Annotated in this window: 16 protein-coding genes and 1 tRNA gene; 7 read left to right on the forward strand and 10 right to left on the reverse strand. The window is 62.8% G+C overall.

Annotation, left to right across the window (positions count from 1 at the left end; translation table 11 throughout):
• Positions 1-27 precede the first annotated feature (27 nt).
• Complete coding sequence (locus ACP154_RS10030; RefSeq protein ID WP_133722922.1) at positions 28-648, forward strand: ATP-dependent Clp protease proteolytic subunit; 621 nt, start codon at positions 28-30, stop codon at positions 646-648.
• Positions 649-744: 96 nt separating this feature from the next.
• Positions 745-833: transfer RNA gene (locus ACP154_RS10035), tRNA-Leu, on the forward strand.
• A 124-nt stretch (positions 834-957) separates the two neighbouring features.
• Here the strand turns inward: ACP154_RS10035 and ACP154_RS10040 are convergent.
• Entirely contained in the window at positions 958-1,506 is a 549-nt protein-coding gene (locus ACP154_RS10040; RefSeq protein WP_421859561.1) for a PepSY domain-containing protein, read from the reverse strand.
• A gap of 130 nt (positions 1,507-1,636) precedes the next feature.
• Here ACP154_RS10040 and ACP154_RS10045 point away from each other — a divergent pair, with 130 nt between their 5' ends.
• On the forward strand, positions 1,637-4,915 hold the full coding sequence (locus tag ACP154_RS10045) for a VPS10 domain-containing protein (protein ID WP_421859560.1): 3,279 nt from the start codon (positions 1,637-1,639) through the stop codon (positions 4,913-4,915).
• 275 nt (positions 4,916-5,190) lie between these two features.
• On the opposite strand, the gene ACP154_RS10050 is transcribed toward ACP154_RS10045, so the two are convergent.
• The 4 genes from ACP154_RS10050 to ACP154_RS10065 form a co-directional block, all read right to left on the reverse strand.
• Positions 5,191-6,612 (reverse strand): hypothetical protein, encoded by a 1,422-nt coding sequence (locus tag ACP154_RS10050; protein ID WP_421859558.1) that lies wholly within the window; start codon positions 6,610-6,612, stop codon positions 5,191-5,193.
• 223 nt (positions 6,613-6,835) lie between these two features.
• Positions 6,836-8,368 carry a PepSY-associated TM helix domain-containing protein gene (locus ACP154_RS10055; protein ID WP_421859556.1) on the reverse strand — a complete coding sequence of 511 codons (1,533 nt, stop codon included), beginning with the start codon at positions 8,366-8,368 and terminating at the stop codon, positions 6,836-6,838.
• 11 nt (positions 8,369-8,379) lie between these two features.
• Positions 8,380-8,973 (reverse strand): hypothetical protein, encoded by a 594-nt coding sequence (locus ACP154_RS10060; RefSeq protein ID WP_421859554.1) that lies wholly within the window; start codon positions 8,971-8,973, stop codon positions 8,380-8,382.
• 17 nt (positions 8,974-8,990) lie between these two features.
• Positions 8,991-11,084, reverse strand: a complete 2,094-nt coding sequence (locus ACP154_RS10065; protein WP_421859552.1) for a TonB-dependent siderophore receptor — start codon at positions 11,082-11,084, stop codon at positions 8,991-8,993.
• A 127-nt stretch (positions 11,085-11,211) separates the two neighbouring features.
• Between ACP154_RS10065 and ACP154_RS10070 the strand changes: the two genes are divergently transcribed.
• Positions 11,212-11,823, forward strand: a complete 612-nt coding sequence (locus ACP154_RS10070; RefSeq protein ID WP_421859550.1) for a DNA-3-methyladenine glycosylase family protein — start codon at positions 11,212-11,214, stop codon at positions 11,821-11,823.
• Positions 11,824-12,015: 192 nt separating this feature from the next.
• On the opposite strand, the gene ACP154_RS10075 is transcribed toward ACP154_RS10070, so the two are convergent.
• Positions 12,016-13,062: a serine hydrolase domain-containing protein gene (locus ACP154_RS10075; RefSeq protein ID WP_421859549.1), complete on the reverse strand. Its 1,047-nt coding sequence runs from the start codon at positions 13,060-13,062 to the stop codon at positions 12,016-12,018.
• A gap of 108 nt (positions 13,063-13,170) precedes the next feature.
• On the opposite strand from ACP154_RS10075, the gene ACP154_RS10080 reads away from it, so the two are divergent.
• The 3 genes from ACP154_RS10080 to ACP154_RS10090 are packed head-to-tail and all read left to right on the forward strand — an operon-like array spanning position 13,171 to position 16,885.
• A complete protein-coding gene (locus tag ACP154_RS10080; RefSeq protein ID WP_421859547.1) occupies positions 13,171-14,658 on the forward strand; it encodes a LytTR family DNA-binding domain-containing protein in 1,488 nt (495 codons plus the stop codon).
• A gap of 59 nt (positions 14,659-14,717) precedes the next feature.
• Positions 14,718-15,491 (forward strand): putative hydro-lyase, encoded by a 774-nt coding sequence (locus ACP154_RS10085; RefSeq protein ID WP_421859545.1) that lies wholly within the window; start codon positions 14,718-14,720, stop codon positions 15,489-15,491.
• 50 nt (positions 15,492-15,541) lie between these two features.
• On the forward strand, positions 15,542-16,885 hold the full coding sequence (locus ACP154_RS10090) for a hypothetical protein (RefSeq protein ID WP_421859544.1): 1,344 nt from the start codon (positions 15,542-15,544) through the stop codon (positions 16,883-16,885).
• A gap of 61 nt (positions 16,886-16,946) precedes the next feature.
• Here ACP154_RS10090 and murD read toward each other — a convergent pair whose 3' ends face one another.
• From murD to ACP154_RS10110, 4 genes are all read right to left on the reverse strand, one after another.
• Positions 16,947-18,266 carry a UDP-N-acetylmuramoyl-L-alanine--D-glutamate ligase gene (gene murD / locus ACP154_RS10095; protein WP_421859543.1) on the reverse strand — a complete coding sequence of 440 codons (1,320 nt, stop codon included), beginning with the start codon at positions 18,264-18,266 and terminating at the stop codon, positions 16,947-16,949.
• Between the two features lie 3 nt (positions 18,267-18,269).
• Positions 18,270-19,559, reverse strand: coding sequence for a tyrosine--tRNA ligase (gene tyrS / locus ACP154_RS10100; RefSeq protein ID WP_421859542.1), 1,290 nt, complete (start codon positions 19,557-19,559; stop codon positions 18,270-18,272).
• 87 nt (positions 19,560-19,646) lie between these two features.
• Positions 19,647-20,519, reverse strand: a complete 873-nt coding sequence (locus tag ACP154_RS10105; protein WP_421859540.1) for a crotonase/enoyl-CoA hydratase family protein — start codon at positions 20,517-20,519, stop codon at positions 19,647-19,649.
• 1 nt (position 20,520) lies between these two features.
• On the reverse strand, positions 20,521-21,690 hold the full coding sequence (locus ACP154_RS10110; protein ID WP_421859539.1) for a CaiB/BaiF CoA transferase family protein: 1,170 nt from the start codon (positions 21,688-21,690) through the stop codon (positions 20,521-20,523).
• Positions 21,691-21,700 lie beyond the last annotated feature (10 nt).

Genomic DNA, 21,700 nt, shown 5'->3' on the forward strand with positions numbered 1-21,700 from the left:
TCAAGCCTACTTTGAGGACCGCCGCCGATGTCTTACGGCTATACCGACCCGATCATCCGCAATGACGACGAAGACGGCGAAGACAAGGACGCGCCGAAAACCCCTGATTATGTGGGCAAAGCGCTCTTTGAAAGCCGCACCATCCTGATCACCGGGGGAATCTCGGACAAGACCGCGCGTGAGGTCTGCGCCCAGCTTTTCGCGCTGGCGGCCAAGTCCGACGACCCCATCCTGATGGTGGTGTCCTCGCCAGGCGGCCATGTGGAATCCGGCGACATGATCCACGACACCATGAAGTTTATCAAACCGCGTGTCATCGTGCTCGGCTCGGGCTGGGTGGCGAGCGCCGGGGCGCTGATCTATGTGGGCGCGGCTAAAGAAGACCGGTATGCGCTGCCCAACACCCGCTTTCTGTTGCACCAACCGTCCGGCGGCGCCGGCGGCATGGCGTCCGACATCGAGATTCAGGTGCGTGAGATGCGCGCCATGCGCGAGCGTCTGAACCAGATCTTCGCCGATGCGACCGGCCAGTCGCTCGAGCAGATCGAAAAAGACACCGATCGCGATTTCTGGCTGTCGGCCAAGGAAGCGGTGGATTACGGCCTGTGCGGCAAGATCATCACCAGCCAGGACGAGATCAAACGCTAACCGTCTCGGCGTTCTGCGAAACCACAGCGGGCCGGACTTTTCAAAGTCCGGCCCGTTTCGTATTCAGAAGACACAGTGTCTGACGAAGGCGCGCAAGCGGGCGTGGCGGAATTGGTAGACGCACCGGACTTAAAATCCGTTGGGCGGTAACGCCCGTGCCGGTTCGAGTCCGGCCGCCCGCACCAGGTTTTTACAATGCTCAAGCCCGTCCGGGCTTTCGATCCTCGCTAAAGCTGCGGGCGGGCGTTCGCCCTTGCGAGCCCTTCGGGTTCGGGGCGTGCTCCGCGTGCGTGTTTGAGCGAGGCCGCCTCAACCGCTCCGGGCGGCGGCGCGGCGTTTTTTGCGCTTATAGCGTTTGATATGGGGGTCGAAGAACATCCAGATTCCGGTCAGCCAGAGCACCAGCAGAAGCACTCCTACCGGCAGGAAGATGAAGGTTTTCACCCAGTCGGCGAAGAACGACCCGTCATGGATCTGCTCGATCAGGTCCGAGCGGCGATAGTCGAGCGACAAGACCTCCAGCGTGGCGATGTCGATCTGGGCTTCCCAGCGGTTGGGGGCGACGAACTTCACCACGCCCCGATCAGCGCGCACATCGATTCGGTCAAACTGGTCCCAGGCGGTGATTTCCAACGCCTCGATGGCGGCGGCGACTTCGTAAAGCTCGGCCAGGGTGCGGTCGGGCGCGCCCTCCACCGCGACAGCGCTGCGCTGGGTGGGCGGCTGGATCCAGTCAAAATCCTTTTTCACCATCAAGAACAGCCCGGCGATGATGATGACGCCGAGCGGGAGCATCAGGACCGGCGAGCCCCAATGGTGAATATCGCGGATAAGCTTGCTGAGTTTCATACCGGTCATGGTCCCGACCGGACCGCAGAGGTCAAGAGGCGGAAAGGCGGCTATGTTAGTTTGTTACATCTGTGGTCTTCTCTTTTTCCTCAGAGCGGTTAGGGTTTTAGCCAATCACATACACTCGGGGAGATTAACCATGAAACGCTGGATCACTGCCGCTGCTCTTTGCAGCCTGCTGTCGCCAGCCGCCTGCGCCCAACCTGCCGAAGAGGCGGAGGAAGGCGTGATGAACGCCGGGACGTTTGCGGGGTTCGAGTTCCGCTCGATCGGCCCGGCTTTCATGTCGGGGCGCATCTCTGACATTGAAATCCTGCCTGATGATCCCGCGACCTGGATTGTCGGCGTGGGCTCTGGCGGGGTCTGGCGCACCGACAACGCCGGGACGACCTGGACGCCGGTCTTTGATGACACTGGCGTGTATTCGATCGGCACGGTGACGGTCGACCCCAGCAATCCGCACACGATCTGGGTGGGCACCGGGGAAAACACCGGCAGCCGACACGCCGGTTATGGCGACGGGGTCTACCGCTCCCGCGACGGCGGTCAGAGTTGGGAGCATATGGGGCTCGAGGAGTCAGAGCGGATCTCTGAAATCCTGGTTCACCCCAATGATCCAGACACGCTCTGGGTCGCTGCGCAAGGGCCCCTGTGGTCTGCAGGCGGGGAGCGCGGGCTCTACAAAACCACTAATGGCGGCCAAACCTGGGACCGTGTGCTCTCGGCCGGCGAATGGACCGGCGTGACGGATATCGTCATGGATCCGCGCAATCCTGACCGGCTGGTCGCAGCGACCTGGCAGCGTCATCGCACCGTGGCCGCTTATATGGGCGCCGGGCCGGAGAGCGGCATTCATGTCTCTGATGACGGCGGGGAGACCTGGCGCGAAGTGAGCCGCGGTCTGCCGACTGAAAATATTGGCAAGATTGGCCTGGCCATTTCTCCGCAAAATCCAGACATCGTCTACGCCGCTGTTGAGACCGAGCGGCGTCAGGGCGGCGTCTATCGGTCCAGTGATCGCGGCGAGAGCTGGACCTTGATGTCCGACACGGTCTCCGGCGGCACCGGACCGCACTATTATCAGGAGCTCTATGCCCACCCGCATCATTTTGACCGGATTATTCTGGTGTCGAATACGACCCAGATTTCCGACGATGGCGGGGCGACTTTTTATGACCTGAACAACGAACACAAGCATGTGGACGATCACGCCATCGGGTTTCACCCGACCGATCCGGACTACATGCTGTTCGGGTCTGACGGCGGGCTCTATGAGACGATGGACGACCAGGAGACTTGGCGTTTCATCGCCAACATGCCGATCACCCAGTTCTACGACATCGCGATCGATGACGCCGAACCGTTCTACAATGTCTATGGCGGCACCCAGGACAACTCCACCCAGGTCGGCCCGTCCCGCACCGACAGCCGTCACGGCATCCGCAATTCAGATTGGGAAGTGACCCTGTTCGGCGACGGGCACGAGCCGGATATCGAACCGGGCAATCCCGATATCGCCTATTCAAGCTGGCAGCAGGGCAATCTGGTGCGGGTCGATCGCAGCACGGGAGAGATTGTCTATATCCAGCCCCAGTCAGAGCCGGGCGAACCCGCCGAGCGGTTCAACTGGGACGCGCCCATCGTCGTGTCTTCTCACGAGCCGACGCGGCTGTATCACGCCTCCCAACGGGTCTGGCGGTCCAATGATCGCGGCGACACCTGGCAAGCGATCTCGGGCGATCTGACCCGTAATGAAGATCGCATGCTTTTGCCGATCATGGGGCGGCAATGGTCCTGGGATGCAGGCTGGGATGTGTACGCCATGTCGGTCTACAACACGATCTCGGCGCTGGCGGAATCGCCAGTGGATGCGGACGTGATCTATGCCGGCACCGATGACGGCCTCATCCAGATCACGCGCGATGGCGGGCAGAGCTGGGCTGAGACAGAGGCCGGGCGGATTCGCGGCGTGCCAGACCGCGCCTTCATCAATGACTTCGAGCCGTCGCGTTTTGACGCCGGCACGGTGTTCATGGCCCTTGATGATCACAAATCCGGTGATTTCACCCCGTATCTGATGCGCTCTGACGATTATGGTCAGTCCTGGCGCATGATCACGGACGGCTTGCCGGAGCGGGCGGTGGTCTGGCGCATCGTTCAGGACCATGAGAACCCCGACCTTTTGTTCGTCGGCACCGAGTTCGGGGTCTATTTCACGCTGGATGGCGGCGAGAACTGGGTCGAGATGAGCGCGGGCATGCCGCCCATTCCGGCACGGGATCTGCTGATCCATGAGCGTGAAGACGATCTGGTGGTCGGCACGTTCGGGCGCTCGATCTATGTGCTGGACGACATCTCACCCCTGCGTACGGTCAGCGAATCCATGCTGGAGAGCGAGACCCGTCTGTTCCCGGTGCGCCGCGCCTGGTGGTATCAGGAACGCAATGAGCTGGGGTTTGGCCCATTCGGCTATCAGGGCAACGGGTATTTCTACGCCCCCAATCCTGATTTCGGCGCGACGATCACCTATTACATGGCTGAAGCGCTGCAAACGTCCGAAGAGATCCGTCAGGACTCCGAAGAGGCGGCCAATGAAGCTTATGAGGACACGCCGTTCCCTGGCTTTGATGTGATCGAGGCCGAGCGGCGCGAGGCCCCGCCACGCGTCTGGCTGGTGATCCGTGACGAGGCCGATACGGTGGTCCGTCGCTTGCCCGGGCCGACCGGGCAGGGCTTCCACCGGGTCAATTGGGACCTCACTTATCCCAGCGCCAGCGCGGTGACCGCTCCGGACACGCCGGAGTCCGAAACCTCGGGCTTCCTGGTGGCGCCGGGCACGTACACGGTGGAGCTGGTGCGTCAGCATAATGGCGAAACCACGGTGATCGGCGACCGCCAGACCATCGAGGTGGAACGCCTGACCGAGGGCGCGCTGCCAGGTTCGCCCGATGATGAGGTCGTGGCGTTCTGGGAGCGGATCGCCGATCTGCAGCGCGAGGTCTCTGCGGCCGGCGCCACGATCGCGCAGACCCGGACCCACCTGGCGGTCCTGCAGTCCGCCTTGCACCGCTCGCGCACTGCGCCCGGCGCGCTCGACGATCAGCTGGAGGCCATGCGCCAGACGCTGTTTGACATCGAGGAAGCCCTGGGCGGCAATCAGAGCCATGGCGGGATGTATGGCGCCCAGCCCGAAACGGTGGGCTCACGGCTGTCCTTTGCTGTTATGGGGACGGCGAACGCCACCTATGGCCCGGCCCCGTCTCACGAGGCCCAGCTCGGCATGGCTGAGGCGGAGTTTGCGTCGATCCGCGAGCGTCTCGCGACCCTGACCCGTGAGACAATCCCGGCCTTTGAGGCGACCCTGTCCGAGGTCGATGCGCCCTGGACGCCCGGCGCGGCGCCGTTCGGGCCGAACTAGCCAGACAGGGAGGCGGCGGGGCTCTGATGCGTCAGAGCCCCGCGGTCTGTTTTTTTACCTGATGCTCAAGCCCGTTCGGGCTTTCGCTCCTCGCTGACGTTGCGGACGGGCGTTCGCCCTTGCGAGCCCGTTGGGCTTGGCTTTCTCTTTTATCCTCGCTAACGCTGCGGACGGGCGTTCGCCCTTGCGAGCCCGTTGGGCTCGATGCGGTGCGCTTTACTGCTGGGGTGGTTTCACCCTTGTCGCAAAAGTGAGAAGCGCCCCGTGAGGTCTGCCTAAGGGGTGGAGGCGCGTTCGGCTTCGATCGCGAGGATCGCCTCCATGCCGCTATCAACGCCGCGCGCATAATCGGCGAACAGAAGCGGTGCCTCGAGCGCCACGTCCACAGGGCCGAGCGCCACCCCGAAGAGGGTGTTGATCCAGAAGCATCGCGACCAGTCAGAACAGCCGTTTTCCCAGTCGTGGTAACCGGTGGAGACATAGATCGCGATATCGGAATTGGGCAGGCGCATGGGCGTGCCGCCGCCTTCCGCCCAAAACTGCATGTCGTCTCCCATGGGAGACCCGACAAGAACGGCCCGTTCCCCAGCGCCGTAAAGGGCGTAATACGCCGTCACGATACCGGCGGAGAAGGTGTCGCCATCGGTCAGCACATAAACATGACCGTCAGCCTGCACCAGCTCGCCGATATTGCGCGCCACGCTCATCGCCCGGGTGTAATCCCCGCCTTCATTGGCTCTGAGATCAAGCACCAGATAGTTCGCAGGCGCGTCGCGTAGCGACTCTGCCTGGGTTTCAAGCCAGTCCGGCAAGGGCGTATCGTCGTTCCCGAACACATTGCGCATGCGCCAGTACACCCCGCCATGGTCCAGAGTGTCCGCCCACAAGACCTGCTCGGGGTGACGGCCGAACCAGGTCGCCTCTGTCCGGGCGGGGTCAAGAAAACGCCAGTCATGACCGCTGTCTTGCTCGACCTCAAAGGGACGGGCGAGCGCATTGCGCTGAACGCCCATGAAACCGGTCGCCTGATCCTCAACGACAAGCGCTTGTGTAAAGGTCTCACCCTGTAGACTGACGAGCTCCAGTGTGACGTGATCGGGCTGGTCGATCAGGCCGGCTGCATGAAGCGAGGCCGGGGCGGCGAAGAAGGAAGCCGTGTTCTGGCGTAGGAAGCTGTCATTGCCGCCGAAATAGGGATCCATCTGCGGGTAGAGCGTTTCAGGCGTCTGGCCGTCATAGAGGTTGACGCGCGAGCCGATCAGAGGGGCGTATTCGGCACGGGCGCGGACGATGTGCAGGCCGTCGCCAAACCAGGCGAAGCGAACCGGCAGGCTGTTTAACAGGTTCATCGTCCGGCGCATGCTGACGCCGGAATGGCCATTCTCGGTGACAGCGCCTGCCGCCGAGACCCCCATGACGAACTCGGCGTGGCTCATCGTCTCGGCGCGACGTTCCAGGTCGTCGATCAAGGCGTTGAACGCGACCCGTTCTGCAGGCGAGAAGCTTTTGTCCGCTTCAGGCATCCGACGCAGATAATCGAGATCCTGCAATCGCGCTTCTGTCTCATCTGCGGGTTCGGAATAAGCAGCGTCCGGGATTTTCGGGGTGAACTTCCAGATGAAAGCCCCGAAGGCGCCGCCAAGGATCAGCACGATGGCGATGATCACCCCGAGCGCAATGAAGAGAAGTCGTTTCATGGATAAGGCCCCCGAGTGATCTGAGCCCAAGGATGGCGCCTAACCGAGGCGTCGCCAAGCGAGCACTTAGACTTGCAGTGCCTGTAAAGGGCCAGGCTCTCATACCGTCGCTCAGGGATGACGATTTCGCTGATTGGGGCTCTCAGCGCTGGGGGGGCCTCAGGCTGTACAGCCTGCCATTGATGACTCCTATACCCGGCAGCGCAGTTGGTGTGGCCTCGGTCTAGGCTTGCACAGGCGTGTCGGCGGATGCGGGCTTTCCGGCTTTGCGGTCTTTTGGGCTCAGCATGGCATTGGCGCCCAGTACAAGGGCGCTGACGATCAAGCCTGCTAAGACACCCCAGGCGGCAGGGCTTTGGAAGCCTGAGACGCCATAGGCTCCGAAATGCGCCAGCGCGCCGACGAGGATCAGCGCCGCGCCGCACAGCTTCAGCCCGCGCGACAAAGCCGCTTTGGAGGGCGCGAACACGCTCAGCCCGGTCAGGATGACAAGCCCGACCCAGAACACGGCGGGCATGGCGGTGTCGGCCAGGCCCAGCAGACGGTCGAGCGCCAGCACGAGGCCTATCAGGGCCGGTGGTCCCCAGACCAGCGCGATCCAGCTGCGTTCCAGCAGCGGTTGCGGGCCTGTCTTGCGGGTGCGCTTGTAAAGCCAGAGCTGAACACCGCTGACGCAGACCACGCACAGCGCGAGGCCCAGCACCACATAGACGAGCTTGACCGGAACGCCGCCCCAATTGCCAAAATGCAGATTATAGACAGAGGCGGTCGCCTGTTGGCCAAACGTGCCGTCATCCAGCCCGGTCTTGCCGATGAAGGCCCCAGAAGAATCAAACTGCAAGTACTCGCCGAAGATCAGCCGCTGATTGGCGGCCGTCAGGATTTGCAGGGCCTGACCGTCCTGACCCGGATTTGCAATCTGTACGATCCAGGGCGAAAGGCCGGCGTCGGCGAAATCAGCCTCCACCACGCGCAGCGCCTGGGCGATGTCGGGCAGGGGGCCGGCTTGAGCGGTGTCTTCGGCGCCGGGGCCGAACACCGTGTCAAACATCTCATTGACGTCCATGCCGGGCTGAGTTTGCGCCAGGGTCAGCGCCACGATGGTGGCGAGCCCCAGCGCCGAGCCGGTCAGCGGGATCATGATGTGAAACGGCGCGCCCCAGACTGACAGCCGATTATGGCGGTCCGCCAGGCTCAGCTGGCCATTGCCGGGCTTGTGACTGCGAAACGCATCCTTGAACACGCGCGGATGCGCCAGGAAGCCCGACACCACCAGCGCAAGCATCATGACGCCCAGAAGCCCCACCACAATCAGGCCCAGTGTGGAGGGCAGGTGCAGGTAGTAATGCAGGTCAATCAGAAACTCGGAAAAGCCGTGATCAATGCGATCGCCCAAAGCCGCGTTCTGATCAATGAACCAGTAGGTGTCGCCATACCCGCCTGCGAGCCGCGGAGAATCCGGGGTGGGCAGGAACACCGAGATCCGATCCGGCGTCTCGCCCGCCGCGCGTGCATGATCAAGCAGGGATTGCGCTGCTCGGGCGGTCAGCTCTGGCGATGCGGTGTGAGTTTCGGTGATATGGGGCTGTTCCCAGCGGGCGAACTCGGCGTGAAACACCACCAGCACCCCGCTCAAGGAGACGATGTAGAGCAAGGCGCCCAGAACCACGCCAATCCCGGCATGGGCGGACAGCATGCGGGCGACGAGCTTGGCTGAGAGGTCGGGCCAGACAGTGGGGCGAGAGGAGGTGGCCATAAGTCAGGGTCTCACGAAACCGAGGGCGGAAGGGCAAGCGCAATCAGCGCAAAAACAAGGGAAAGGCCGATCAGGGCCGCGGTGCGCCAGCGCAGGGGCGCCTCCAGCGCGCAGACCACAGCCAGCCCCGCCCATGCGAGGGGCGCGACCACCAGGGCCGTAAACAGGCTGTCCGCCATGTCCCAGCTCAAACTCTGGGTCAGACGAAACAGCGCAATGCTGGCGATCAGCGTGACACCCAGTGACACAGGTCCCGCGAGCGCGGCGACGGAAAGCGTGCGCAGGCTCGCCAGCCAGCGCGGGCGGGAGGCCTCAGTGGAAACCAGAGCTGTTCTGAGGGCGGGCGCGGCCACAGGGCGCGTCATCCCTCGGATCATCACGCCCATCGCGCCCAGCATGGGCGCGATGAAGGCTGCAGTGACGCCCAGGTCTGGTCCCAGGGCGAGCACAAACGGCCAGACGGACGCCAGCATCAGAACCCACCCCGCGATCATCAGATAGAGGTGTGAACCCTGACGCCGGATCCACGATCGCCGAACCAGCGCCAGGCCCAAAAGGCCCAGCGCCAGTCCGGCGATCAGTGCTAAAATCGAAGAGGTCGCCACGATCTCAGCACCTGATCCTAAAAACGTCGCGCGACGCGGAGATTGACGGTGCGCTCCTCGCCCGGGAAGCAATCGCCCCGCGCCAGGCAGGTGGCGTAATACTCTTCGTCAAACAGGTTGCGGACATTCAGCATCGCGCTCCAGTTTGCAAAGTCATAGCCCACCATCATGTCGGCGACCGTGTAGCCGTCAGTGTCGATCTCCACCGGCGCCCCTGTGAACGGGTTCACGCCGACACTGCTGTTGGAGCTGAGATAGCGAACGCCCAGTCCCATCCGCAAATCCTGCAATCTTGCAGGACGGAATTCGCCCCAGAGGGAGGCTTGTTCTTCGGGAATGGACGAGAAGGGCAGACCGTTAGGGTCTTCCGCGTCTAGCCAGGACGCTGACGCATTGAGTTTGAGATCACCAACCGGCAGCTCGACAACGGTCACGCCTTCGATCTCAAAGCCGGTAATGCTCGCTTCGCCTTCCTGCTGGGACGGCGCATTGGGCAGGCCCTGCGGATTGGGCAGGTTGGACTGGGTGATGTCGAAATAGGCGAGCGTCACATAGCTGCGCGAGCCGGTCGGCTGATACTTCACGCCCAGTTCGAACTGCTCGCCTTCTTCAGGCTTCAACGCATCGCCGGTGACATTGTCGACACCGAGCTGAGGGTTGAAGGACTCAGCATAGCTCACATAGGGCGACAGACCATTGTCGAAGGCGTAGAGCAGGCCGGCCGCCAGCGTGGTCGCGTCATCGTCCTGGGAGACGCCGTTATTGGTGTTTGAAACATCGTCCACCCGGACGCCAAAATTGGCGATCCAGTTGTTCCAGCTGATCTGGTCGTGGGCGTAAAAGCCCCAGTACTCGCTTTCGCTCTCGGTCGTGCCGCGCACTGCGTCAAGATCCGCCATGGACGGGACGCCATTGCCGTAGACCGGGTTGAAGGCGTTCAGGACCCCTTGACGCAGAAAGGCGCGAGATGAGCTCAGCTCCACCGTCTGGTAGTTCACACCTGCCAGCACTTCATGCTCAAGCTCACCCGTCATGAAGTCCGCGCGGACGCGGGTGTCAAACGCGAGCTGTTCGGATGAGGCCGGATTGTCATACCACGAGCGCACGCCATTTCCATTGGCGTCCAGTCGCGGCACGCCGGCGCCGGCGAACGCCAGCCAGCTCTGGGAATACTCAGACGAGGAATCGCGCCAGCGCGCCGTGCCTTCCAGCGTGAAAATCTCATTCAGCTGATGGCTGGCGATCACGGTGACAGACGTGGATTCGGTGTCATAGCGATTAAAGCCCGGCTCGCCATGATAGACCGAGCTGGACATGCGCTCTCCGTTCGGCCCCGGGTTCAAAGTTCCGGTCAGCGGCAGGAATTGATGCGCTGTGTCGCCATCGCGTTCGTCGTAATTGACCAGCAGATTGATCTCGGTCGCCTCGCTCGGGGTCCAGGTCAGGGACGGCGCCAAAGACACAGCGTCATCGGTGACAAAGTCGACCTGGGTGTCCGCGTCGCGAATAACGCCGACGAACCGGGCATGGAGTGTGTCCGCGATCAGGGTCGCGCTGAAATCGCCTGCAATCTCCAACCGGTCATGTGTGCCGTAGCTCAGCACCACTTCCTGACCGAGATCCGGACCTGCGACCTTGGAGGCGAGGTTCACAATCCCGCCCGGAGAGCCCTGGCCATAGAGCACGGAGGCCGGGCCCTTGAGCACTTCGACCTGATCCACCGTGTACAGGTGCGGGCGGGTGTTGTTGTAGTTCCCGAACAAAGCCTGAAGATTGTCGCGATATTCTGGCACATCCAGACCGCGCACCTGGAAGAAGTCGCCGCGCGTGGAGAAACCGAACGTGTCGCCGACGACCCCGGCTGTGTAGTTCAGCGAGTCATCCAGGGTCAGTGCGCCGCGCGCCAGAAAGTCTTCGGCGGTGACGACGGACACAGAGCGTGCGGTCTCAAGGATGGGTGCGCTGGACTTGGTCGCGCCAAAGGTCCCCAGCGTACCGGTGACGACGATCACGTCGCCGGTTTCAGGCTGGGCGGCGTCGGACTGGGCGAGCGCAGCGGGGGTGAGGGCGAGGCAGGCGCAAGCGCCAAGCAAGGTGGTACGCAAAGTCATCGGGGATCCCCATTCTCAAATCTGCGCTTTCACTAATGCGAATCATTTTCACTATCAACAGCAGTTGAGAATGAATTGCAGGAATAAGTTATTTGACGGGAGGGCCGAGCCGGGGCTGGATGGCGCCATGACGCATCACATCCATGACCATGCACTGTTCGCAGCTGAAGCGCTGAGCCCTGAGCTGTTTCAGGCGATTGAGCGGCAAGGCGCGCTAGAGCCCTGGACCCCGCCGCACACTGAGTTCCCGGTCTCGCTCTGCCGCTCTGTGGCGGGCCAGCAGTTAAGCGTGAAAGCCGCGGCCTCCATCTGGGCGCGGGTGCAAACGCTTAGCGATCAGGCTGACGGTTTGCTTGATGCGTTTCACCCCGACCAGCATGACGTTTTACGTCAATGCGGACTGTCCGGCGCCAAGGTGAAGACGCTGATCGCCATTGCGGAGGCCCGGCGGGAAGGCTGGCTTGAGACAGCCCCCCTGCGCGCCTTGACCCCTCAGGCGCGATCAGATCGCCTGGTGGAGATCTGGGGCGTAGGGCGATGGACTGCGGACATGGCGAATATCTTTTATTTTGGCGAAGCCGACATCTGGCCCGATGGCGATGTGACCGCCCGTAAAACGCTTGAAAAACTCACCAGCAAACGGCGTAAAACACTGCGCACCGCTGCGCGGTTCGCCCCGTATCGATCTTATCTGGCGCGCTATATGTGGCGGCATGCGGACGCCCCGCCCGACGCCTGAGTCGTCTTAAAAATAGAACCAGAACGCAGATGGCGCGTTTCCTATTCAGTGCTGATCCATGATTGGCGCTGGTATAGTCTGAGCCGATCACGGATCGCATGGACGGCAGACCGCTTGCGGTCGGCCTGCAGCGGCCCCATCGGTCTCCGTCTGGGTCGAGCGCCCGGAGCGATCCGGGCGCTCGACGACCTCTTACTGGCTATACCCGGCATATAAATCCGCCAGCGCCAGTGCGAGCGGGTAATGGTTTTCGCCGTCTGCATTTGCGGTCGTGGCGACCACCACTTGCGGCTCGACATACACCATCAGGAAGCTGCGTCCGCCCGGGCTGCCGCCCGAATGAGCGGCGTAGTGGAGGTCGATGCTGGGTTCAAATCCGGCCTCCATGCCATAGACATAGCTGACAGCTTCGCCTGTGAGCGTCTGGATTGGCATGAAGGCGGCGTCGATCGCCGCCGCACTGAGCAGTGAGCCGTCCGCGAGCGCCGCGCCCATCTGCGCCATCTCCCGGCTGGAGGCGATCAGGCCGCCGCCGCCAAACTTGCATTCCGCCGACAGCGGCAGGGGCGCCAGTCCTTCGCCGGCGTAGACAAATGTCGTCGCCTTGTTCGCGTTGTCTGCGTCTGATTGAGCAGTGTAGGCCTCGCCCAGCGACGCGCTCATGGCGGCGTCAAAACTGTCCGCACCGGTCAGCTCCACCAGAAGATGGCTCAGCAGCACAAAGCCGTAGGTGGTGTATTCATGCTGGGCGCCGGGTTCACCGATCAGCGGATCATTGATGAAATGACCCAGCGCGTCTGAGGGCAGGGCACATCGGCGATCATTGAAGGCGATCCAGTCTTCTTCACCGGTATAGCCGCGCACGCCGGCCGTATGGCTGAGCAGCTGACGCAGCGTGACGGGCTGGTAGGCGGCGGGCAGGGCAGGGTCGATGGCCCGCACTGACTGATCGAGATCCAGCCCCTCACGCGCCTCGAGCCGGGCGTATGCAAGCCCGGTCAGAAGCTTGGCGGTAGAGTAGACATTGTAATCGGTCGTCACGCCGTCTCGCGCGCCGCGCCTCATGCCGCCTTCGGCTTCAAACGCGATTTCGCCCTCCACCATGACAGTGACGTTGAGCGCGGGATAGTCTTGCGCAAAGTGATCAAAGATCGCCTGCGCGGTGTCGCTGTGGCTTTGCGCGGGGGCAGGGCTTGAAACCAGCGCGGCGGCGCCGATTGCGGCTATCAGGGTTTGCATTGCATGCATCCTTGTTGTCGTTTGCTTGGGGAGAGGCGGTGACCGCCAAGGCCTTCCCTGTGCAGGCGGTTTCGCGTGCGGAAAAGGTGAAAAGGACGAACGGCTCATATGCAGGGTGAACGGCTCAAAGCCGGTCTGGCGCAGATCGGACAGCGCTTGCGCCCGTGGGAGGCGGGGCTGGCGGCGATGCTCTGCGCGCTGGCCTTGTTGGTTCCCTGGCCGGGTTCGAATGCGCCAGTCTGGCAGGCGGATCGGGTGGAGACCGCGATCGCTGACCAGACTTCCGAGCAAGCGCCGCTCTGGCGGGAGCAAGCGTTCTGGCGGGCCGATCCCGGAGACGGCGTCATGCAGCTACGATGGCAGGCGCCAGACCCTGCTTTTGCGACAGACACGCCGATGGCGCTGGCCCTGTCCGGCCCGTTTTCCGCCGAGGCGTTTTTGAACGGCCAGAGGATCGGCGCCAAGGGACGCCCGTTGAGTGATGAAGCGCCCGAGCGCGCAGGGCCGATCGACAGCCTGATCGCCCTGCCGCCTGATCTGATCCGCCCGAGCGGAAATGAGATCATGCTCATCCTGTCCAGCACGCGCGCCGGGTACGCGCCCGCCGTGATCGTGCAAACCCTGGCGGTGACGCCGTACCGGCCTGACGCCAGACGCTCCTTGCGCGACTATGCTCTGACCTTGGGGCTGGCGGGCGTGCTGGCCGTGCTGGCGATCAGCCTGGTCCGCCTGGGGCTCGACCGTGACGACCGCACGGTGTTCTGGCTCGCAGGCGGTTTGGCCGCGCTGGTCCTGGCGGCACTGGCCGAGATGTCGCGCGCCTATGTGAATTATCCCTATGACTGGCATCAGCCGCGTCAGGCGGTGATCTTGCTTGGCATGGCAGGCGCTTCAGCGGGATTTCTGGGCTTTCTTGTTCAGCGCTGGGTGCTGGGTCGGGTCTGGAGCCGGGCCGCCATCGGCATCACCACAGTCTGCGCTCTGCTCGGCGTGCTGTTGTATGAAGGCTATGACGGCAAAATCATCTTGCTCACCATGTGTACGGTCTTGGGCTGTCTGGTCTGGACGCTGATCGCGGGCTTTCGGCTGGACCGGAGCGCTCTGGCCATGACAGGGCTGTTTCTGGCGCTCTTGCTGGTAAATTTCGCAGCGCCGGGGCGGTTCATTGATCTGGGCGTGTACGCGATCGCTGCGGTCGCCTTCGGGGTCTGGATGGTGCGGGCGCCGGACCTGCTATCGCCTGCGGCCGAGCCCCTGGAGGTCACAAGCCAGTCCGCCCTGACCGTGCAGTCGACGGGCAGGATGCACCGCGTGGCGCTCGATGACGTGCTCTATCTGAAGGCGGCGGGCAATTACACCGAGGTGCATCGCTGTTCGGGCGGCTGGTTGCTGGATCAGCGCGGCCTGGCGGCGGTGCTGGAGGAGGCGGGTGAGGGATTGCTGCGGGTTCATCGTTCGTATGCGGTCAATATGAGCAAGGTTGACGCCTTGTTGACCCGTCCGGGAAGCCGGTACGGGCTCAGTCTTTTGGGGGGCGCCGAGACGCCCGTCGGTCGATCGCGCGTTGACGCTGTCCGCGATGCATTATCGCGTTAATCATGTCTTGCGTGGCGCGCTGATCTGACGTGAACTGTCGCCAGATCAAGGACTTCGCGATGACTGACCCTGCCGACCTTCGACACGCCCATCTGCAAGCCGTGCGTTCGGGCGCGTTCGACGCGCCCACGAGCGGTCTGTGTGCAGGCTACGCCCAGGCCAATCTGGTCGTTCTGCCTGCGGCGCTGGCCTATGATTTCCTGCTCTTCACCCAACTCAATCCCAAACCCTGTCCGCTTCTGGGGATGAGCGAGCCCGGTGACCCGCGGATTGCGAAGCTTGACGTGGATGTGCGCACGGACGCGCCGCGCTATGAAGTCTTTCGCGATGGCGCGTTCGCTGAAGAGCGTAACGATCTGACCGATGTCTGGCGTGAGGATCTGGTCGCGTTGCTGCTGGGATGTTCCTTCACCTTTGAGCACGCCTTGATGGCTGAAGGCCTGCCGGTTCGCCATATCGCGGCGGGCACGAACGTGCCGATGTACCGCACCAGCATCGCCTGTACGCCCGTGGGCCCGTATTCAGGCGGCATGGTCGTGTCCATGCGCGGGTATCCGCCAGAGCTGGTGGAGCGGGTCAGTGAAGTCACGGGCCGCTTTCCCGGCAGCCATGGCGGACCTGTGCATGTGGGCGATCCCGCAGAAATCGGCATCTCAGATCTTTCGGCGCCTGACTTTGGCGATGCGCCGGTGCTGGAAGACGGGGACGTGCCGGTATTCTGGGCCTGCGGAGTGACGCCGCAGGCTGTGGTGCTGGACGCCAAGCCGGAGCTGGCGATTTTTCACAAGCCGGGACATATGATCATCACCGCGCAGCGCGACGCGGTGGTCTAAGCGCGCAAGGCCCGCTAGGGTCGGCCCAGCTTTGACTGTCGTGAGCCCCGATGTCTTCTTTTCGCCTCTGTTTCCCGAGACGCCTGGACGGGCAGAACGGGTTCGCCTTTGAGTATGACGTTCCCGGCCTTGGCGCCTTTACCGAAACGGTGATTTTCCCCGACGAGGCCCGGTTTGACCGACTGGAGCGCTCTGTGCTTGCGGGGCTTGTGCGCATGGCGGCCATTCTGATCGGGACCAGTTATTACAAGGCGGCGCCGGCTGAGGTGATCGAGCCCGATTTCGCGCTGAGCGAGGCGGAACGACGCCTGGTCGAGCTGGCTTATGGGCCGGGGCTGGGCGAGTTTTATGTGCGCAATGATCTGCCTTATCCGCCTGATTTTACGATCAAGGCCGAGCCGCGCATGGCGCAGCTCCGAACCCCTGTAATCAAGACCGAAGAGGTTCGCGCCGCTGTGGCGTTTGGCGGCGGCAAGGACAGCCATGTGGCCGCCAGCCTGATCCAGGCGTCAGGCGTAGACGTGGAGCGGGTATCCCTCATTCTGTCTGAAAGCGTGGGCGAACGGCTGGTCGCAATGAGCGAGGCGCCGGTCACCCTGATCCGGCGCCGGATTGACCCCCGCCTGATCGAGCTGAGTCGGTCTGGCGAGGCGCTCAACGGCCATATCCCGATTACAGGCGTCAATTCATGCCTGATGGCGCTTTATGCGGCGGCCAAAGGGCTCGATTGGGTGGTGTTCGCCAATGAGCGCGCCGCCAGCGAGCCGACGATGGAAAGCCATGGCCATCCAGTGAACCATCAGTTCTCCAAATCGCTTGAGTTTGAAGACGCGCTGCGCACGGCCTTCACCGCGATCAATGCGCCGGTGACCTATTTCTCGATCCTGCGACCGGTGAGCGAACTCTGGACGGCGCATTATCTGGCGACGGCGGGCGAGGCGGCGCTGGATATCTTCGCCAGCTGTAATCGTAATTTCGTCTTCGCGGGGCCCAACGCCTTGCCCAGGGACAGGCGCTGGTGCGGGGAATGCGCGAAATGTGTCTATACCGCTGTGCTGTTGGCGCCGTTTCTGTCGGTGGAGCGCCATGAGCAGGTGTTCCAGTCCAAGCCGTTGCACAATCCTGAGAACCTCGACTTTCTGCGCGAAATCGCTGGGCTGACCGACGCCAAGCCCTGGGAGTGTGTCGGAGAGCGGCGCGAAGTGGCGGCGGCGATCACGCATCTGCTGACGGATGCGGACTGGGCGAAAGCGCCGTTAATCCAAGCGATTGAGCCTGAACTCTTCAGCCAGTGGGCGCGAGAAGACCTTGAGCAGGCCTGGGCGGAGGCGCTCGACGCCCGCTCCGAGCATCGCATGCCGGCGCCGGTCGCCAAGCTTATGGCGGCAAGCTGATCTGCTAGGTGAAGTCCGCAGCGCGAATGCTCAAACCCTGAACTGAATCAGTGAGCGTGTTTTATCCCAGCTTCTTCGCAGCTTGGGTGAAGGCGTCGCCGCGGGCGCCGAAATAGGTAAAGGCCGCGCCCCGCGGCGCTGCCGGGCTCATCATCACGATCCCGCCTTCGGGCAAAGCGTCGTAGGCCCGCTTCACAGCCAGCTCAAAGTCTGGCTCATAAGTCGTTATATTTGCGTGCGGACCGGACTTCAGGGCGTCGGCGATGGCCGGGCCGTTCTCTGGTATGGTCACAATGGCCTTGATCCGGGCCTCGGTTTTAAGCCCTTCGGCCAGCGGCGCATAATCCTGCTCACGATCTTCGCCGCCCAGAATGAGGCTGACCGGACGGTCGGGGAAGGCCTCCAGAGCCAGCAGACAGGACTGGGGAGTCGTACAGAGCGTGTCGTCGATGAAGTCCACGCCGTTGAGCGTATGAACCGTCTCCAGGCGATGAGGCAGGCCCTTGAAGCTCGCAAGGCTGCCAAACGCGTCGTACGCATCGAGCCCTAACCCCTCAATCACCGCCAGCGCGGCGCAGGCGTTCGCCGCGTTATGGGCGCCGGGCAGGGCGGGGATGCTTCCCCAGGCGTCAGAACCGTGATGGATGACGCCGCCGGGGGCGTGAAAGCCTTCAGTCTGGTCATACCAGAGCGTGTTGGGGCGATGGACGAACAGCGAGGCCAGGCGCGCATCCTTGGCGCTCATCACGCCCCGCGCATTGGGATCGAGCATGGCGAGCCGGGCCTTGTCGCGGCGGTATTGCTCCACCCCGCGATGCCAGGGCGCGTGATCATTGAGAAGGTTCAGGAATACGAACCAGTCCGGTGCATGCACAAGATCAGCGATCTGATAGCTCGACAGCTCCACCACCACGATCTCGGCGTCTTTTGGGGTGTGGATGACCGGTTCGCCGATATTGCCCGCGAGCACCACGTTCACACCAAGGCTCTTGAGCATGTGGTGCAGCAGGCTTGCGGTCGTGGATTTGCCCTTGGTGCCCGTCACCCCGATCACGGTCTGATGGTCCGGCTTGGACGCGAACCACAGATTGGTCTGACTGGTCAGCTCGGCGCCCAGTTCCATCGCTTCGGCGAGGCGCGCATCATAGAGCGAGACGCCCGGCGATTTCACGATCAGGGATTGCCCCGCCAGGGTTATTGCGCGTGCCAGATCGTCCTGAGCGACATAGTCGACACCGTCGGGCAGGTCCTCGGGGTTATGTGAGTCAATCACATAAAACGCGGCGTCCGGCGCACGGTCGCGCACATGGTCGAGCGCAGCCCGCCCTTCCTTGCCAAAGCCCCAGATGAAGATGGCGTCGAACTCTGACAGCGCAGTCATAGGTTATCCGGAAAAACGAATGAGGAAGCGTTTGGCCTTGCCCACGCTCATCACAACGGCGCCCGCGCCGGTGCGATGCTCGCGTACATCCGCGGTTTCGTCCTGAACCTTCACACCGTTCAGCGACACCGAGTTCTGCTTCAAAAGGCGGCGCGCCTCGCTTTTGGAAGCGCTGGCGCCGAGGCCCTCGGCCACAAGCGCATCAATAAGCGGCAGCGCGTCGTCTCCGCCAGCGTCCAGCGTCGGCACGGCGCGGGCGATCATGTCGATCAATTCCGCATTGAGGTTGTCCGATTTGCCCTTGAAGATCACGGTAGAGGCTTCAATCGCCAGATCGGCGGCCTTTTGGCCATGCACGCGGGCGGTCAGTAGCTCGGCCAGGGCCTTTTGCGGCAGGCGCAGATGCGGCTCGGCCTCGGTCAGCTCTGCAAGCTGGCTGATATCAATATCGGTCAGCCAGCTGAGAAATTTCGGCGCATCGGCATCCGCGCTGTTGAGCCAGAACTGGTAGAATTCGTAAGGGCTGGTCAGGTCGGGATCGATCCAGACCGCGCCTTTTTCCGACTTGCCGTATTTCTTGCCTTCCGAATTGGTGAGAAGCGGATAGGTGACCGCGTGAGCGTGCTGACCCTCGATGCGCCGAACCAGATCCACGCCGCCCACAATATTGCCCCATTGGTCAGACCCGCCCATCTGGATCTGGACGTTATGGGCTCGGTGCAGGTGCACGAAGTCATAGCCCTGCAAGAGCTGGTAAGAGAATTCGGTGAAGGAGATGCCCTGATCGCGGTTCTCGATGCGGTTGCGCACCGAATCCTTGGTCAGCATGGCGTTGACCGAGAAGTGCTTGCCCACATCCCGCAGGAAGCTGATCACGTCCATTTGTCGCCACCAGTCGGCGTTGTTGACATAGATCGGTTCCGGCCCGTCGGTCAGCGCGAACAGGCGTTCAAACTGCTTGCGCTGGCCCTCGATATTGGCCTGCACCATGTCTTCGGTCTGCAGATTGCGTTCGGCGTCCTTGCCCGATGGATCGCCAATCAGGCCCGTGGCGCCGCCCAGCAGCACCACGACCTGTCCGCCGCGCTGGCGATAGCGATCCATGCCTAAAAGCGGCATCAGATTGCCCGCATGAAGGCTTGGCGCGCTCGGGTCAAAACCCACATACATCGCCGGTTTGTGCTCGGCGATATAAGCGTCCGTCAGCTCGGGCGTCTTCTGGTTGAGAAGGCCGCGGGCTTCCATATCGGCGAGGAAGGGCGTGGCTTTGGGATCGGCGAGGCGAACGCTCATGAGGCTCTCTTGGCGGTAGGAACAGTCAGGCCTTCGGCTTAGCCGTCCCCACCCCGTCTTGCAACGCCATGATGGCGTACAGCTGTGTCACTCCATGCGGTCATAGGGCGTCTTCTCGACCTCGGCGGCGATGGGGGCGCCGCTGTCGCGCTCGGCCACGGCCTGCTTGAAGCCGACCTCCTGGGCGCGCTGGCGAAACCACAAGCCTTCAGGCGAATGGCGCGAGATGCCGTCAAACACGGTCGCCAGCATCTGGGTGTTGGACAGCCCCATGGTCTCATAAGCCTGATTGACCACCATCTTGGTCATCATCAGCTGGTTCTTGGGCACGCCTTGCAACCGCCCGGCGAGACGCGCGACGGCGGCGTCCAGTTCAGCTTCTGGAACCGCTTCCAGCGCCAGTCCGATGCGTTCAGCCTCTTTGCCGTCGATCAGCTCGCCGGTCATCATCATGCGCTTGGCCTGCTGCGGCCCAAGGCGATAGACCCACATGGACGGCGTGGGCACGCCCCAGACGCGGGCCGGCGGATAGCCGATCCGCGCGTCCTCGGCCATGATCACGAAGTCACAGCACAGGGCGATATCCGATCCGCCTGCCGCCGCTGCGCCGTGTACACGCGCGATGGTGGGCTTGTGACAGCGCCACAGGCTCATGAAATCGAGCGTGTTCTGGTGCATGAAGGCGTAGTCGATCATCGGGTCCCAGGGCATGTCCTGGCTGCCTGGCAATTCGCCGTCGCGCTCGGCATAGTCTTTCAGGTCATAGCCGCCGCAGAACCCTTTGCCTGCGCCCTGCACCACGATCACGTGGACGGCCGGGTCGCGTTCGGCCTTTTTGATGGCGCCCGCGATATCGCCGGGCATGGCGTCATTAATAGCGTTCAGGCGATCAGGACGGTTCAGGGTGATTGTGCAGACCCGGTCTTCAACCTCATACAGCAAGGTGGAAAAGTCGCTCATCTCAGTCTCCGCAAATGCGTGTGATCAGGGCGTTCTCCACACCCGCTTTTTCAAGAACCATGCGCGTGTCCGCTCCTAATTGCCCCGAACAGGTCGCGCCCTGACCAGGACGCTGGCCGTCAAAGCGCGCCGCAGCGCCGGGCAGGCGCACCGGGCCAGGACCCTCCGCTTCCCCCTCATAGAGGAAGCCGCTGGCCTTAAGCTGGGGATGGGTCAGGATATCGTCAGAGGTGTTCACCTTGCCCGCAGGCACGCCCGCCGCACGCAAACGCTCCAGCAACGCATCCACGGGCTGGTCTTCGGCCAAAGGCGCACAGGTTTCACGGATAAAATCCCAGTTCATGAACCGGCTGGCCATGTCCGCACAGCGTGGATCATCCAGCAGCTGGGGCGCGCCCACGACGTCGCACCAGGCGCCAAACTCTTTTTCGGACAGCATGACAACCACGAACCAGCCATCGGACGCCTTCCACGGACGATAGACCTTGGCGATGTTGGGGCCGGGCTGTAGCGGATCCTTCAGCGTCAGCGGCATGTGCACATCCATCCAGGAAAAGGCGAGGGCGGCTTCCAGCATGGACACCGCCACATGACGCCCCTGGCCATCGCGTTCACGGCCCACAAGCGCGCTGGTGATCGCCTGGCACAGATAGAGCCCCGCCACCTTGTCGCAGATATATTGCGGGTACAGCTCAGGCTCGGGCTTGTCCGGGCGGGCGGCCAGTCCGCTTTCCGCCTGGATCACCGGATCATAGGCGCGCACATCGCTTAAGGGATCCCAGGGGCCAAAGCCCGTGACCTCCGCCACGATCAGATCGGGATGGCTGCGCCGCAGCGTCCCGGCGTCGAGCTTGAGTTTTTGCGCCGCGGCCGGGCGGTAATTGTGCATCACCACATCCGCTTGACCGATCAGGGATTGCAGCGCCGCCTGCGCGTCTGCGTCAGTCAGATCGAGGCTGATCAGGGATTTGCCGCGATTGAGTGTTTGAAACGTCGAGCTGGAGCCGTCCTTGGCGATATAGCCCAGGCGCCGGACCAGATCGCCGCCGGGCGGCTCGACCTTGATCACATGGGCGCCTTGCTGGGCCAGGGTCAGGCTTGCGATAGGGCCGGCGACGACCGTTGTCAGGTCAAGTATTGTCAGCCCGGCCAGGGGTGTGGCTAGGGTCATGGTGTCCTCC

The sequence above is a fragment of the Oceanicaulis sp. genome, assembly GCF_965249665.1.
Taxonomy (GTDB): Bacteria; Pseudomonadota; Alphaproteobacteria; order Caulobacterales; family Maricaulaceae; genus Oceanicaulis.

Bases quoted from the DNA above. Each gene is read 5' to 3' on its own strand.
- ACP154_RS10030 (WP_133722922.1), top strand. From the start codon at position 28: ATGTCTTACGGCTATACCGACCCGATCATCCGCAATGACGACGAAGAC.
- ACP154_RS10040 (WP_421859561.1), bottom strand. From the start codon at position 1,506: ATGACCGGTATGAAACTCAGCAAGCTTATCCGCGATATTCACCATTGG.
- ACP154_RS10045 (WP_421859560.1), top strand. From the start codon at position 1,637: ATGAAACGCTGGATCACTGCCGCTGCTCTTTGCAGCCTGCTGTCGCCA.
- ACP154_RS10050 (WP_421859558.1), bottom strand. From the start codon at position 6,612: ATGAAACGACTTCTCTTCATTGCGCTCGGGGTGATCATCGCCATCGTG.
- ACP154_RS10055 (WP_421859556.1), bottom strand. From the start codon at position 8,368: ATGGCCACCTCCTCTCGCCCCACTGTCTGGCCCGACCTCTCAGCCAAG.
- ACP154_RS10065 (WP_421859552.1), bottom strand. From the start codon at position 11,084: ATGACTTTGCGTACCACCTTGCTTGGCGCTTGCGCCTGCCTCGCCCTC.
- ACP154_RS10070 (WP_421859550.1), top strand. From the start codon at position 11,212: ATGACGCATCACATCCATGACCATGCACTGTTCGCAGCTGAAGCGCTG.
- ACP154_RS10075 (WP_421859549.1), bottom strand. From the start codon at position 13,062: ATGCAAACCCTGATAGCCGCAATCGGCGCCGCCGCGCTGGTTTCAAGC.
- ACP154_RS10080 (WP_421859547.1), top strand. From the start codon at position 13,171: ATGCAGGGTGAACGGCTCAAAGCCGGTCTGGCGCAGATCGGACAGCGC.
- ACP154_RS10085 (WP_421859545.1), top strand. From the start codon at position 14,718: ATGACTGACCCTGCCGACCTTCGACACGCCCATCTGCAAGCCGTGCGT.
- ACP154_RS10090 (WP_421859544.1), top strand. From the start codon at position 15,542: ATGTCTTCTTTTCGCCTCTGTTTCCCGAGACGCCTGGACGGGCAGAAC.
- murD (WP_421859543.1), bottom strand. From the start codon at position 18,266: ATGACTGCGCTGTCAGAGTTCGACGCCATCTTCATCTGGGGCTTTGGC.
- tyrS (WP_421859542.1), bottom strand. From the start codon at position 19,559: ATGAGCGTTCGCCTCGCCGATCCCAAAGCCACGCCCTTCCTCGCCGAT.
- ACP154_RS10105 (WP_421859540.1), bottom strand. From the start codon at position 20,519: ATGAGCGACTTTTCCACCTTGCTGTATGAGGTTGAAGACCGGGTCTGC.
- ACP154_RS10110 (WP_421859539.1), bottom strand. From the start codon at position 21,690: ATGACCCTAGCCACACCCCTGGCCGGGCTGACAATACTTGACCTGACA.